The following is a 13431-nucleotide window of genomic DNA, read 5'->3' on the forward strand; positions in this document are numbered from 1 at the left end:
GCGCCATGCCGGGTTACATACTTCTTCCGGCGCCGGTATCCGGGAGCCGCGCCCGCATGTTGATCCCCAATACCGAAGCCGATGCCGCCTATATCATCCGCAATGCCGCTTCCGACGCAAAGCCGCTGTCGATCTGCGGCGGCAATACCCGTGGTCTTATGAACATATCCAGGCCGGCGGAGCCGATCAGCGCCCGTGGTCTCGTAGGCATCGTCGATTATGATCCGGCGGAAATGGTGATGACGGTCAGATCCGGTACGCCGGTGATGGAGGTGGAGGCGGTTCTCGCTGCAAACCGGCAGATGATGTCCTTCGAGCCTATGGACCATCGCGGCCTTCTCGGCAGCCATGGGGCTGCATCGCGCGAACCGACGATCGGCGGCGTCTTTTCTGCGAACATATCCGGTCCTCGCCGCTTCGTCTCGGGCGCTGCCCGTGACAGCCTGCTCGGACTGCGTTTCGTCAATGGCCGGGGCGAGATCCTGCGTGCCGGCGGGCGGGTGATGAAAAATGTCACCGGGCTTGATCTGGTCAAGCTTCTCGCCGGCTCCCATGGCACGCTCGGCTTTATCACCGAGGTCACATTCCGTGTGCTCCCGGTGCCGCCGATGGTGGCGACGATCGTCATATCCGGCTTGGACGACGAGACGGCGGCAAAGGCGATGGCCGCGGCCATGGCGCTGCCTGTGGAAGTCTCCGGTGCGGCACATCTGCCCGCATCGATCGGTGCCCTGCTGGTCGACGGTGCACTTGCCGCTGGAGGAGGGGCTACCGTCCTGCGGCTTGAAGGGCTTGCACCTTCGGTCGAGGTTCGGGCGGGAAAGCTGGCCGCCGTCATGGAGGCCTTCGGTCCGGTATCGACGTTCGACATGGAGGATAGTCTCGCGCTCTGGCGCCAGATCCGTGATGTGCGTCCCTATGCGGATGCCACAGAAAGGCCGGTCTGGCGGGTCTCTGTCGCGCCATCGGCAGGTTTCCGGCTTGTTTCAGTGCTCAGGTCAGAGGCAGACATCGACGCCTTCTACGACTGGCAGGGCGGGCTCGTCTGGATACGCATGGAGGCTGAAGCTGAGGCCGATCTCGTCCGTCGCACCATCCGTTCGCTCGGCGGCGGCCATGCGACGCTTGTCAGGGCATCGAACGCCGTGCGGGCCGGGACGCCGGTTTTCGAACCGCTGCCGGATGCGGTGGCGGCGCTTTCGGCAAGGGTGCGGGCGAAGTTAGACCCGGCCGGAATTTTCAGCGCTGCCGCGGTGGAGGGGACAACCTGATGCAGACCTCGTTCACGCCTGAACAGCTTGCCGATCCGCACGTCGCCCATTCGGAGAAGATCCTGCGGCGCTGCGTGCATTGCGGCTTCTGCACCGCCACCTGTCCCACCTATGTGACCCTCGGCAACGAACTCGACAGCCCGCGCGGTCGCATCTACCTGATCAAGGACATGCTGGAAAACGGCCGGGCGGCGGATGAGGAAGTGGTCACCCATATCGACCGCTGTCTTTCCTGCCTCTCCTGCGTTTCCACCTGTCCCTCCGGCGTCGATTACATGCATCTCATCGATCACGCCCGTATCCATATCGAAAATACCTATCGTCGCCCGCTTGCCGATCGGCTGATCCGCGGCATGCTGGCTGCTGTCTTGCCCTATCCGTCACGTTTGCGCGCGGCGTTGATGCTGGCGAGGTTCGGTAGGCCTTTTGCGCCGCTGTTGAAACGGGTGAGGGCGCTTGCGCCGCTCGGCGCCATGCTGGACCTTGCGCCGAAGACGGTCGCGTCTGCATCTGCCATGCCGGCCGGCAGGCAGCCGGTGCGCGGTATCCGCCGCGGCCGGGTCGCCATTCTTTCAGGCTGCGCCCAGCCGGTTCTCGATCCAGGCATCAACCAGGCGACGATGCGCCTGCTCGCCCGGCTCGGCGTCGAGGTCGTGGTGCCCTCCGGCGAAGGCTGTTGTGGTGCGCTTGTGCATCACATGGGTCGCGAGGACGAGGCGCTCGATTTTGCCCGCCGCAATGTCGACGCCTGGATCCGCGAGATCGACACCGGCGGCCTGGATGCAATCATCATCACCGCATCCGGTTGCGGCACGACGATCAAGGACTACGGCCACATGCTGCGGCTTGATCCGGACTATGCGGAAAAGGCTGCGAGAATCTCGGCTCTGGCAAAGGACATAACCGAATATCTGGTGCTGCTGGATCTGCCGAAACAGGAACCGAAACGGCTCAACGTCGCCTATCACTCGGCGTGTTCGATGCAGCACGGCCAGAAGATCACGGCGGCTCCCAAGCTGCTCTTGAAAAATGCCGGTTTCACCGTGCGCGATCCGGCCGAAGGCCACCTCTGTTGCGGCTCGGCCGGCACTTACAATATTCTTCAGTCCGAGATTTCGGCGCAGCTGAAGGCGCGTAAAGTCAGGAATATCGAGGCGACGAAGCCGGATGTCGTCGCCACCGGCAATATAGGTTGCATGACGCAGATCGGGTCGGCCACGACGATCCCGATCGTCCATACGGTGGAATTGCTGGACTGGGCCTATGGCGGGGAGCGTCCGCGGGCACTGGGTGGCCGATAGGCTACCCGCCCGTCTCGTTTCCTCAGATCGGCTGGCCTGCCAGCAGTTTCGGATTGCCCTCGTTCGTGGTGCCGGCGGCTTCGCTGATGAAGAAGTCCTTCAGTTTCGGCATCCGCTCGACAAGTCCCAGGCCGAAATCGCGGGCGATGCGGATCGGGGTGATGTCGTTGGAAAACAGCCGGTTCAGCACGTCGGTGGTGACGCCCATGCGGAAGGTGTCGAAGCGACGCCAGGACTGGTAGCGTTCGAGCACGTTGAGCGAGCCGATATCGAGACCGAGACGATCCGCCTCGACAACGGTCTGCGCAAGGGCTGCGACATCCTTGAAGCCGAGATTGAGGCCCTGTCCGGAAATCGGGTGGATGCCATGCGCCGCGTCGCCGGCAAGCGCAAAGCGCGGCGCCACGAAGGCGCGCGACAGGGTGAGGCCGAGCGGGAATGCCTTGCGGCCGCCGACCACCGTCAGTTCGCCAAGCTTATGACCGAAGCGACGCTGCAGTTCGTCCTCGAAGACAAGGTCGTCGGAGGCGACCAGGCGGTCGGCATCCTCGGTGCGTTCGGTCCAGACGAGCGAGGAACGGTTGCCCGGTAGCGGCAGAATGGCGAAGGGACCGGCCGGCAGGAAATGTTCCTCGGCGACGCCATTATGGGGGCGTTCATGCTCGACGGTAGTGACGATGCCGGACTGGCCGTATTTCCAGGAAACGGTGCGGATGCCGGCCATGTCGCGCAGTTTCGAGCGCACGCCGTCGCAGGCCACGAGAAGGCGGGTCTCGACGGTCGAGCCGTCGGAGAGGGTGACGACCGTCGCGCTGGTGCCGGTCGTAAAGGCGGTAGCGGAGAGGCCGTGGCGGATGGTGATGCCGAGCTTTTCGGCGGCGTTGCGCAGCGCGCGCACCATCGCGACATTCGGTACCATATGGGCGAAAGGCTTGCCTGTCTCGATTGCGCCGTCGAAGGTAAGAAAGACCGGGCGCACCGGATCGGCGGTGCGGCTGTCGGTGACGATCATGCTGTTGATCGGCTGGGCGTGCGGCAGGATCTCGTCCCAGGTGCCGAGCACTGCCAGCATGTCGCTGGCGGCGGCGATGATGGCCGAGGCGCGTTCGTCCTTTTCCCAGACGCCGGCAGGTGCCGCCTCGACGACCTCGACGTTGAGATGCGGCGCCGCCTGCTTCACGGCAACTGCCGCCGCAAGGCCGACATAGCCTCCGCCTACCACCATCATGTCCAGCATTTGCCTGGCTCCCGTCAGTCTTGTGATTGCCGATAGGGCGGATATAGATCATCCAACCGCCGCTTCCTATTGCCGGAGTTCGATAAAATGTCACGCCCGACCGAAACCGCCGCACCCGGTTCCGCTGCTACACCAATGCAGCATCTGCTCGAAGTGCTCGATCTGGAGCGGTTGGAGCACGATCTCTATCGCGGCCTCAGTCCCGATATCGGCTGGCAGCGCGTCTTCGGCGGACAGGTTATCGCCCAGGCGCTGGTGGCGGCGCAGCGCACTGTCGATGCCGGGCGTTTCGTCCATTCGCTGCACGCCTATTTCATGCGGCCGGGCGATCCCTCCGTGCCGATCATCTACCAGGTGGAGCGCCTGCGCGATGGCGGCAGTTTTGCCACGCGACGGATACTGGCTATCCAGCATGGCAAGGAAATCTTCTCGATGATGACGTCCTTCCAGGTGGATGAGGGTGGCTTCGACCACCAGGTGGCATTGCCAGACGTGCCACAGCCGGAAGAGCTGATGGACGAGGAGGAATTTCGCGCCCGCTTCCTGCAGAAGGCGCCGGAAGCCATTCGCCGCTACTGGGAGCGTCCACGGCCGATCGAGCTTCGGCCGACCTCGCTCAAGCATTATCTGACAGCGGAAAAGCTCGAGCCGCGGCAGGATGTGTGGGTCAGGTCCGTCGGTGCGGTGCCGCCGGACCGGAACATGCAGGCGGCGGTACTTGCCTATCTATCGGACATGACGCTGCTTGATGCCTCGCTTTATCCGCACGGACGGTCACTGTTCGACCCGGCGATCCAGGCGGCCAGCCTCGATCATGCCATGTGGTTTCATCGCCCGGCCACATTCGACGACTGGCTTCTCTACAGTCAGGATAGTCCGAGTGCGTCTGGAGCACGCGGAATGACGCGCGGCAGTATCTATACCCGCTCCGGAACGCTCGTGGCGTCCGTTGCGCAAGAGGGATTGATTCGTAAAAGGGCAAATGACTAGATATTGTGCAGAAAATGAAAAATGCACAGGATTTCGGCTGTTTTGTGACGTGGAAATGCCTCATTTATGACGGTCCATTAAAAGTCGTATATTTTGCAAGTAATTATGCGTAAATCCAAACTGGCACGCGCCTTGAATGTAGAGCGTCAGTCGCCGTCTCGCGTGCCGGTGATGAGGAGAGTCGGCCTTTGGCCGAAGAACAAAGGATGGGAAGCCAGATGAAAATCGTGATGGCCATTATCAAGCCGTTCAAGTTGGATGAGGTGCGTGAAGCCCTTACGGCTGTCGGCATCCAGGGCCTGACCGTTACCGAAGTCAAAGGTTACGGACGCCAGAAGGGACACACCGAAATCTACCGCGGTACCGAATATGCCGTCAGCTTCCTGCCGAAGCTGAAGATCGAGATCGCCGTTCCGGCCGATCTCGTGGACAAAGCCGTCGAGGCAATCGCCTCGTCCGCGAAGACCGGCCAGATTGGGGATGGCAAGATCTTCGTTTATTCGATCGAGCAGGCCGTGCGCATCCGTACCGGCGAAACCAACACCGAAGCGCTGTAAGCCGGCCTACAGGGGAGTTTTCAAACCATGCAATTCACCAAGACCTCTACTCTCGGACGCGTGGGCGCCGCTGCGGCTGCCTTCTTCGCGCCCGTCGTCGCCTTCGCGCAGGAAGCTGCCGCACCCGCGGCTGAAGCGGCTGCTGCCGCTCCGGTTCCGGACAAGGGCGATACTGCCTTCATGTTCATCTGCACGCTTCTCGTGCTGTTCATGCTGATGCCGGGCATTGCGCTGTTCTACGGCGGTCTCGTCCGCGCCAAGAACATGCTGTCGGTTCTGATGCAGTGCACCGTTGCCGGTGCCGCAATCATGCTCATCTGGGTCACCTACGGCTATTCCTTCGCCTTCGGTGGCAGCACGTCTCCCTACTGGGGCGGCACGGCCAAGATGTTCCTTTCGGGCGTCACGATGGACTCGACCGCTGCGACCTTCTCCGATGCCGTCATTCCGGAATTCATCTTCGTGATGTTCCAGATGACGTTTGCAGCCCTCACGCCTGCCCTGATCGTCGGCGCCTTCGCCGAGCGCATCAAGTTCTCGGCGTCGATCCTGTTCTGCATCCTGTGGGTCACCTTCGTCTACTTCCCGATCGCCCACATGGTCTGGGACGCAAACGGCCTGATCTTCGGCTGGGGCGCGCTTGACTTCGCCGGCGGTACCGTCGTTCACATCAATGCCGGTCTTGCAGGCCTCATCGGTGCGATCATGGTCGGCAAGCGTACCGGCTACGGCAAGGACATGATGGCTCCGCATTCGATGACGCTGACGCTCGTCGGCGCCGCCATGCTGTGGGTCGGCTGGTTCGGCTTCAACGCCGGTTCCAACCTCGAAGCTTCCGGCGGCGCGATGCTCGCAACCGTCAACACCTTCGTTGCGACCGCCGCTGCCATCGTTTCGTGGTGCATCGTCGAAACCTTCACCCGCGGCAAGGCTTCGCTGCTCGGTGCGGTTTCGGGCATGATCGCCGGTCTCGTTGCCATCACGCCTGCCGCCGGCATTGCCGGCCCGATGGGCGCGATCGTCATGGGCCTGATCGTTTCGCCGCTTTGCTACTTCTTCGTTGCCGTCATCAAGAACAAGTTCGGCTATGACGACACGGCAGACGTGTTCGGCGTTCACGGTATCGGCGGTCTCTTCGGTGCACTCGCTACCGGCATCTTCGCCTCCGCGTCGCTCGGTGGTATCGGTTATGCCGAAGGCGTCACCATGGGTGGTCAGTTCATGACCCAGCTCTACGGCGTCGTCGTCACCATCCTGTGGTGCGGTATCGGCTCGTTCATCATCTACAAGATCGTCGACCTCATCGTCGGTCTGCGCGTTCCGGTCGAAGCCGAGCGCGAAGGTCTTGACCTCGCTTCGCACGGCGAAGCCGCTTACCACAACTAAGAGGGATTGCCGGTTTCGGCCGGCTTCTCCAGACGATGATGATGGCCCGGAGCTTTTCCGGGCCATTTTCATTTGTAGAACCTGCCGCGCCCGGCTTTGGTTAAAGCTGCGTTAACCATCCGCGAGTTAGCATTTGCTGGAATTGCGTGACGGCTCGGCCCGTCATCGCAGGTTTTGCGATCCACCAGATGACGGGCAGACACTATGAGCAGAAGCAGTTCGGGGGCATTGGCAGATCGGTCCACCCGCGCTGCGCTGAGCTTCTTCGTGGTCAGGCAGCTGATGGCGCTGACAGGCTTTGCCATCTTCATCGGGCTTACGCTTGCGGTTGCGGCACTTTCCACCTGGAATGTTGCCGATCCCAGCTTCTCCTACGCCACCGACAACCCGCCCGCCAACATGCTCGGCTTTGCCGGTGCGGCTTTCGCCGACCTGATGATGCAGTTTCTCGGGCTCGCAAGCATTCTTGCTCTACTGCCTATTCTCGCCTTTGCACTGGCCTTGATTTCAGGCCGACGCTTCGACCGCATTCCGGCACGGCTGGCTGCCTGGGGCGGCGGTACGCTGCTGGCTTCCGCCACGCTCGGCTGCTTTCCTGCGCCGCAAACCTGGCCGATCCCGAATGGTATCGGCGGCGTCATCGGCGACATGATCCTGCGCTTCCCGGCGCTCTTCGTCGGCACCTACCCGACCGGCATGATTGCCATGGTGTTGGGTTGCCTGTTCACCATCCCGTGCGTCTATCTCATGCTGTTTGCATCGGGTATCGTCGGCGATGCGATCGAATTCGAGCAGGAGGAAGACGACGACAAGCCGGTGGCGGCGGTCGTTTCGCGTCCGCGCTACGAGCCTGATGAGGACGAGGATGACAATGGCAGCCTGCTCGAGCGCTTCCTTCCGCTCGGGCTTGCCGCGCATTACTGGTACATCACCCAGGCGCGCCTGCGCCGCATGGTGGGCCTCAAGCCACGCCAGCGCCGCGCCTATGACGAGCCTTACGATTTCAATGACGACGAGTTCGGTACGCTGAACGAGCCGGTGCGCGCAAAGGCCGGCCGTGGTGACATGCCTCGGATGGAACCTTCGCTGGATGGTGCAGGCGAGCGTGTGGCCGCGCCGCGCCGCATCGTCTCCGCGCCGCCGATATCGGCGCATGACCATGACGGCGATGCGCCCTTCGACATGGATGACATGCCGCGCCGCCCGGCCGGAATTCTGGCAGACGACGATGAGGACGACGATGCGCCTTTCGTGGCTTCGCGTGCTCCGCAGAGTGGCAGCGGCCGTTCGGCGCGCGTTCAGCCTGCCGCCGCCGCGCCGAAGCCGAGTGCGCGCGTGCAGCGCGATGCCCAGGGGTCGTTCATTCGCCCGGACGGGTTCCAGCTTCCCTCCGTACATCTTCTGGCCGAGCCGCGTGCAGTTGCCCGCGATGCCTCGCTTTCCGCCGATGCGCTCGAGCAGAATGCCCGCATGCTTGAAGGCGTACTGGAGGATTTCGGCGTCAAGGGCGAGATTATCCATGTGCGTCCTGGCCCGGTCGTCACGCTTTACGAACTGGAGCCTGCTCCGGGCATCAAGTCATCGCGCGTCATCGGCCTTGCCGACGATATTGCCCGCTCGATGAGCTCGATCGCCGCGCGTGTCGCCGTCGTTCCTGGCCGCAATGCGATCGGCATCGAATTGCCGAACCGTACCCGCGAAACCGTCTATCTGCGCGAGATGATCGGTTCGAAGGACTTCGAGACCAGCAAGGCGAAGCTTGCCATGGCGCTCGGCAAGACGATCGGCGGCGAGCCGGTCGTGGCCGACCTTTCCAAGATGCCGCATCTTCTCGTCGCCGGTACTACCGGTTCTGGTAAGTCGGTTGCGATCAACACGATGATCCTGTCGCTTCTCTATCGCTACACGCCGGAGAAGTGCCGCCTGATCATGATCGATCCGAAAATGCTCGAACTTTCCGTCTACGACGGCATCCCGCATCTGCTTTCGCCGGTCGTTACCGACCCGAAGAAGGCCGTCGTTGCGCTCAAATGGACCGTCCGCGAGATGGAAGAGCGCTACAAGAAGATGTCGAAGATCGGCGTTCGTAATATCGACGGCTTCAATTCCCGCGTCGAGCAGGCGAAGGAAAAGGGCGAGATCCTGACCCGCACCGTGCAGACCGGCTTCGATCGCCAGACGGGCGAGGCGATGTACGAGACGGAAGAGTTCGATCTCGAGCCGATGCCCTATATCGTCGTCATCATCGACGAAATGGCCGACCTTATGATGGTCGCCGGCAAGGATATCGAAGGCGCCGTGCAGCGGCTGGCGCAGATGGCACGTGCCGCCGGCATCCACGTCATCATGGCGACGCAGCGCCCATCGGTCGACGTCATCACCGGCACGATCAAGGCGAACTTCCCGACGCGTATTTCCTTCCAGGTCACGTCGAAGATCGACAGCCGGACCATTCTGGGCGAACAGGGTGCCGAACAGCTGCTCGGCCAGGGCGACATGCTGTACATGGCGGGCGGCGGGCGCATCCAGCGCGTCCACGGGCCGTTCGTTGCGGATAACGAGGTCGAGGACATCGTCGCCTACTTGAAAACGCAGGGTTCTCCCCAATATCTCGAAGCGATCACCGCCGACGACGAAGATGAAGACGGCGGTGGCGGCGGCCCGGCGGGCACGTCCAATCTGTCGGATTCGGACGATCCCTACGATCAGGCCGTGGCGATCGTGTTGCGGGATGGCAAGGCCTCGACCTCCTACATCCAGCGGCGTCTCGGTATCGGCTACAACCGCGCCGCATCGCTGATCGAGCGGATGGAGAAGGAAGGGTTGATCGGTCCGGCAAACCATGCCGGCAAGCGCGAGATCCTCGTGCCGACCGAAAGCGACATTATCGACCGGTAACCGGTAAGTCTTGCGTGATCAGGCAGGCGGAGGGATTGCCAAGCCGTTTGCCAGTCATCAAGACGCCGTGTTTGACGCCCAGAGCATGTGGATGGAGACAAGAATGAGCAAAGACAAGACATCCCCTTCCATCCGGATCGACCGCAGGCAGTTTTCCATCGGTCTGCTGGGCCTCGCCGCCGGTGCCGCACTGCCGGCTGTCGCGCAGGCGCAGGGAGCGGGCGGTGCTGCGGCGCAGAAGATTGCCGACCATTTTTCCTCGGTGAAGACGATGATGGGCGAGTTCGTCCAGTTCGGCCCGCGCGGCGAACAGACAGGCGGCAAGTTCTATATCGAGCGCCCCGGCAAGCTGCGTTTCAATTTCGAGGACCCGTCGCCGATCCGCGTCATTGCCGACGGCAAGAATGTCGTTATCGGCAACATGAAGCTGAAGACCTGGGACCTGTACCCTCTGTCCAAGACGCCGTTGACGCTGCTTCTGGCCAATCGGATCGATCTCTCCAACGACGCGGTTCGCGGCGTCAAGGAAGAGAGCGACCTGACGACGATCGTGCTCGGCAACAAGACGATCTTCGGTGATTCGACCATTACCATGATGTTCGACAGCAAGACCTATGACCTGCGTCAGTGGACGATCACCGACAATCAGGGCAAGGACACGTCTGTGATGATCTACAACGTCCAGAACGGCGTGAATTTCGACGAGCGTGTGTTTACGATCGATTACGCCGAGGTTCGCGGGCGGGGCTGAGTGTCGGCTTGATGCAACGGATTTCAGAGGGATGCGGAAACGCGGCCCTTTTTGCTTCTCAGGGCGTGGCAAACCTTCTAAACCTCGCCCAGCTTCAAGGATCGGTTCAAGGCGCATCATGACATTCTCCATCACCACCTGGAATATCAACTCCGTGCGTCTACGCATGCCGATCGTGCAGCAGTTCATCGTGCGTAACCAGCCTGACATCCTGTGCCTGCAGGAAATCAAGTGTCAGGAGCCCGAATTCCCTTACCAGCCGCTGAAGGATCTCGGTTACGAGCACATCATCGTGCATGGGCAGAAAGGCTATCACGGCGTCGCCATCGCCTCGAAGATCCCGCTTCTCGAAGATCACCGCCAGAATTACTGCGGCATGGGCGATGCCCGGCATATTTCGGCGATCTTCGAACGTGGTGCGCGGCGCATCCGGCTGCATAATTTCTACGTGCCTGCGGGCGGCGACGAACCGGACCGCGAGATCAATCCGAAATTCGGCCACAAGCTGGATTTCGTCGAGGAGATGAAGGTGCTGAAGGCGGATATGCCGGGCGTTGCGTCGATCCTCGTCGGCGACCTCAATATCGCGCCGCTGGAGCATGATGTCTGGTCGCACAAGCAACTGCTGAAGATCGTCAGCCACACTCCGATCGAGACCGATGGGCTGAAGGACGTGATCGCCAAGGGCGGCTGGCTGGACCTGATGCGCCAGCACACGCCGGAGCCGGAGAAGATCTATACGTGGTGGAGCTACCGGGCCAAGGACTGGGAGGCCGCCAACAAGGGCCGCCGCCTAGACCACATGTGGTCGTCACCGGAGCTTGGTCCGTTCCTCGACCGGATCGAAGTGCTCAAGGAAGCCCGCGGCTGGAACCAGCCGTCTGACCATGTGCCGGTGACGGCGGTGTTCAAGTTCTGATTGATGTGCGCAGACAGGCGGTTGCCTTCATCCGCCTGCCGCCCTCTTCTCGTCGCAGGCGGGAAGAGGACGCAATTCGCAAGGTTTTCGTTTTTCGCCAATGTCGCGTGTGGCACGTTTCATCGCCTCGCTTGCGAGTGGTCAAGGTCGGTGTGGAGATCCGTGGCTCCGCGCGGTATGGGGTAGGTTGAGGGGCAAATCGCGGGGGGATGTCGTGGCTTGCGGCTGTGCGAATTGTGTCGCCGGACAACCCTAACGGAACCGGTGTTCCATCGCCGCAGCCGCTTTCGCCAATCCGGCGATATTCTCGCGGATGCGCTCCTGGATCAGCTGGCCGACCTTCGGATATTCTTCCAGAAGCCTTTGAAACAGCTGGCGGTTGATGCGCATCACTTCGGCGTCGGATGCGGCGACTGCGGTGAACTTGCGCTCCACCCGGGTAATCAGCGCCAGTTCAGACAACAGCGTCCCCGGTCCGACCGTCTTGTGGTGGCGGATATCGCCGAAACGGTCGAGGGCATAGAGGCCGATTTCTCCCCTGGCGACGATATAGGCCGCTTCTGCGGGCGAACCCTCGCGAAACAGCTCCTGCGTTTCGGCAAGCGAACGCCGTTCGGCCCCGAAGGCGATCAGTCGCAACTGATCAGCTTCGAGTTCGCGAAACAGCGGAACGCGCGCGAGAAGCGCTATGTCGTCATTCAGTGCCATGGCGGCTTTACGGTACGATCTTGTAGCCGCCATTCTCGGTGACGAGAATTTCGGCATTGGACGGATCGCGCTCGATCTTCTGGCGCAGGCGGTAGACGTGGGTTTCCAGCGTGTGCGTGGTAACGCCGGAATTGTAGCCCCAGACCTCTTCGAGCAGGATGTCGCGGGTCACTACCTTCTGGCCGGCGCGGTAGAGATAGCGGATGATCGCCGCTTCCTTTTCCGTCAGGCGGATCTTCTTGCCGTCATCGGTGGTCAGCAGCTTCTGGCTCGGCTTGAAGATATAGGGGCCGACCGTAAACGTCGCGTCCTCGCTCTGCTCGAACTGGCGCAGCTGGGCGCGGATGCGGGCGAGCAGGACGGCGAAGCGGAACGGCTTGACGATGTAGTCATTGGCGCCAGCCTCGAGGCCGAGGATCGTGTCCGAGTCGGTGTCGTGGCCGGTCAGCATGATGATCGGCGCCTTGAAGCCGTTCTTGCGCAGAAGCTTGACCGCCTCGCGCCCATCCATGTCCGGCAGGCCGACATCCATGATCAGCAGATCGACCTGGCTGTTCTTCGCCGTGTTCATGGCCTTGGCGGCATTATCTTCCTGCAACAGCGAAAACTCGTCATATAACGACAATTGCTCGACCAGCGTCTCGCGCAGATCATTGTCGTCATCGACCAGGAGTATCGTTCTTGCCATACGGTTCGTGCCTTTCGTGTAGCCCGTCATCCCTCCGCTGCCGTCGATGGAGCGGATTTCAAAGGTCATGTAGGGCTCTTTGATGTAATTCCCAACATGCTATGAATTCAAACAAAATCATATTCAAAGCAAAAGCTCGTGAGAAAATGCCGCTTTTCCGTGTGCATAAGTCTAAGAAACAATCGGTTTTGACCGTCAGGACCGCGCCGGGCGACCGGCGTCGGGCGATCCTATCGTTCGATGGTGTCACTATCCGGGCGGCAATCGGTCGCTCCGGTGTCACCGCCTTCAAGCAGGAGGGTGACGGCGGCACGCCGATTGCCGCGATGAAGCTGATTTCCGGATTTTGCCGTGGCGAACGGATCAGGCTGCCGCAGACGCCTTTGTCGATCAAGCGCATCGGCCGCGACATGCTTTGGTGCGACGAACCCAGGCATGCCGCCTACAACAGGCTCGTGCGCGCGCCGTTCAAGCAGAGCCACGAGGAGATGATGCGGGCAGACGGGCTCTATGACGTATGCCTGGTGCTCGACTGGAATATCACGTCGCGCAAGCGCTATGGCGGATCGGCGATCTTCTTTCATCTGATCCGGCCCGGATATCAGCCGACGGCCGGATGCGTGGCGGTGCATCCGCGAGACATGAAACGCCTGCTGCCGCATCTTCGAAAAGGCACCGTCGTGAAGGTGATCGGATAAATTTCCGGTTGAGGGAATAAGTCACGC

General features: G+C 61.6%; 12 protein-coding genes. 9 read left to right on the plus strand and 3 right to left on the minus strand.

Going from position 1 to position 13431, the window contains the following annotated elements; all coding sequences use genetic code 11:
- Positions 1 to 56: 56 nt before the first annotated feature.
- Both AC0JZ4_RS06935 and glcF read left to right on the plus strand, forming a co-directional pair.
- Entirely contained in the window at positions 57 to 1271 is a 1215-nt protein-coding gene (locus tag AC0JZ4_RS06935) for an FAD-binding protein (RefSeq protein ID WP_471885664.1), read from the plus strand.
- Positions 1271 to 2572, plus strand: coding sequence for a glycolate oxidase subunit GlcF (glcF, locus tag AC0JZ4_RS06940; RefSeq protein WP_471885665.1), 1302 nt, complete (start codon positions 1271 to 1273; stop codon positions 2570 to 2572). The genes AC0JZ4_RS06935 and glcF overlap by 1 nt, the downstream gene beginning before the upstream one ends.
- 22 nt (positions 2573 to 2594) lie before the next feature.
- Here the strand turns inward: glcF and AC0JZ4_RS06945 are convergent, their stop codons facing one another.
- The gene (locus AC0JZ4_RS06945) at positions 2595 to 3809 is read right to left on the minus strand and encodes a ubiquinone biosynthesis hydroxylase (protein ID WP_471885666.1); all 1215 of its coding nucleotides are present in this window, start codon (positions 3807 to 3809) and stop codon (positions 2595 to 2597) included.
- 87 nt (positions 3810 to 3896) lie between these two features.
- On the opposite strand from AC0JZ4_RS06945, the gene tesB reads away from it, so the two are divergent.
- The 6 genes from tesB to AC0JZ4_RS06975 all read left to right on the plus strand — a co-directional run bounded on the left by tesB (position 3897) and on the right by AC0JZ4_RS06975 (position 11310).
- Positions 3897 to 4799 (plus strand): acyl-CoA thioesterase II, encoded by a 903-nt coding sequence (gene tesB / locus AC0JZ4_RS06950; RefSeq protein ID WP_471885667.1) that lies wholly within the window; start codon positions 3897 to 3899, stop codon positions 4797 to 4799.
- A 206-nt stretch (positions 4800 to 5005) separates the two neighbouring features.
- Positions 5006 to 5356 (plus strand): P-II family nitrogen regulator, encoded by a 351-nt coding sequence (locus tag AC0JZ4_RS06955; RefSeq protein ID WP_471887825.1) that lies wholly within the window; start codon positions 5006 to 5008, stop codon positions 5354 to 5356.
- Between the two features lie 27 nt (positions 5357 to 5383).
- Positions 5384 to 6742 (plus strand): ammonium transporter, encoded by a 1359-nt coding sequence (locus tag AC0JZ4_RS06960; RefSeq protein ID WP_471885668.1) that lies wholly within the window; start codon positions 5384 to 5386, stop codon positions 6740 to 6742.
- Between the two features lie 204 nt (positions 6743 to 6946).
- Positions 6947 to 9640 carry a DNA translocase FtsK gene (locus AC0JZ4_RS06965; RefSeq protein ID WP_471885669.1) on the plus strand — a complete coding sequence of 898 codons (2694 nt, stop codon included), beginning with the start codon at positions 6947 to 6949 and terminating at the stop codon, positions 9638 to 9640.
- Between the two features lie 103 nt (positions 9641 to 9743).
- A complete protein-coding gene (locus AC0JZ4_RS06970; protein ID WP_471885670.1) occupies positions 9744 to 10391 on the plus strand; it encodes an outer membrane lipoprotein carrier protein LolA in 648 nt (215 codons plus the stop codon).
- A gap of 118 nt (positions 10392 to 10509) precedes the next feature.
- The gene (locus AC0JZ4_RS06975) at positions 10510 to 11310 is read left to right on the plus strand and encodes an exodeoxyribonuclease III (protein ID WP_471885671.1); all 801 of its coding nucleotides are present in this window, start codon (positions 10510 to 10512) and stop codon (positions 11308 to 11310) included.
- Positions 11311 to 11562: 252 nt separating this feature from the next.
- On the opposite strand, the gene AC0JZ4_RS06980 is transcribed toward AC0JZ4_RS06975, so the two are convergent.
- Together AC0JZ4_RS06980 and AC0JZ4_RS06985 are read right to left on the minus strand one after the other, a co-directional pair.
- Complete coding sequence (locus AC0JZ4_RS06980) at positions 11563 to 12018, minus strand: cyclic nucleotide-binding domain-containing protein (RefSeq protein WP_471885672.1); 456 nt, start codon at positions 12016 to 12018, stop codon at positions 11563 to 11565.
- A 7-nt stretch (positions 12019 to 12025) separates the two neighbouring features.
- Entirely contained in the window at positions 12026 to 12706 is a 681-nt protein-coding gene (locus tag AC0JZ4_RS06985; protein WP_471887826.1) for a response regulator transcription factor, read from the minus strand.
- 146 nt (positions 12707 to 12852) lie between these two features.
- On the opposite strand from AC0JZ4_RS06985, the gene AC0JZ4_RS06990 reads away from it, so the two are divergent.
- Entirely contained in the window at positions 12853 to 13404 is a 552-nt protein-coding gene (locus AC0JZ4_RS06990; RefSeq protein WP_471885673.1) for a L,D-transpeptidase family protein, read from the plus strand.
- Positions 13405 to 13431: the final 27 nt, after the last annotated feature.

It is taken from the genome of [Rhizobium] kunmingense (genome assembly GCF_977018605.1).

Coding starts and splice junctions, on each gene's coding strand:
- AC0JZ4_RS06935 (WP_471885664.1), top strand. CDS start 57: ATGTTGATCCCCAATACCGAAGCCGATGCCGCCTATATCATCCGCAAT.
- glcF (WP_471885665.1), top strand. CDS start 1,271: ATGCAGACCTCGTTCACGCCTGAACAGCTTGCCGATCCGCACGTCGCC.
- AC0JZ4_RS06945 (WP_471885666.1), bottom strand. CDS start 3,809: ATGCTGGACATGATGGTGGTAGGCGGAGGCTATGTCGGCCTTGCGGCG.
- tesB (WP_471885667.1), top strand. CDS start 3,897: ATGTCACGCCCGACCGAAACCGCCGCACCCGGTTCCGCTGCTACACCA.
- AC0JZ4_RS06955 (WP_471887825.1), top strand. CDS start 5,006: ATGGGAAGCCAGATGAAAATCGTGATGGCCATTATCAAGCCGTTCAAG.
- AC0JZ4_RS06960 (WP_471885668.1), top strand. CDS start 5,384: ATGCAATTCACCAAGACCTCTACTCTCGGACGCGTGGGCGCCGCTGCG.
- AC0JZ4_RS06965 (WP_471885669.1), top strand. CDS start 6,947: ATGAGCAGAAGCAGTTCGGGGGCATTGGCAGATCGGTCCACCCGCGCT.
- AC0JZ4_RS06970 (WP_471885670.1), top strand. CDS start 9,744: ATGAGCAAAGACAAGACATCCCCTTCCATCCGGATCGACCGCAGGCAG.
- AC0JZ4_RS06975 (WP_471885671.1), top strand. CDS start 10,510: ATGACATTCTCCATCACCACCTGGAATATCAACTCCGTGCGTCTACGC.
- AC0JZ4_RS06980 (WP_471885672.1), bottom strand. CDS start 12,018: ATGGCACTGAATGACGACATAGCGCTTCTCGCGCGCGTTCCGCTGTTT.
- AC0JZ4_RS06985 (WP_471887826.1), bottom strand. CDS start 12,706: ATGGCAAGAACGATACTCCTGGTCGATGACGACAATGATCTGCGCGAG.
- AC0JZ4_RS06990 (WP_471885673.1), top strand. CDS start 12,853: ATGCCGCTTTTCCGTGTGCATAAGTCTAAGAAACAATCGGTTTTGACC.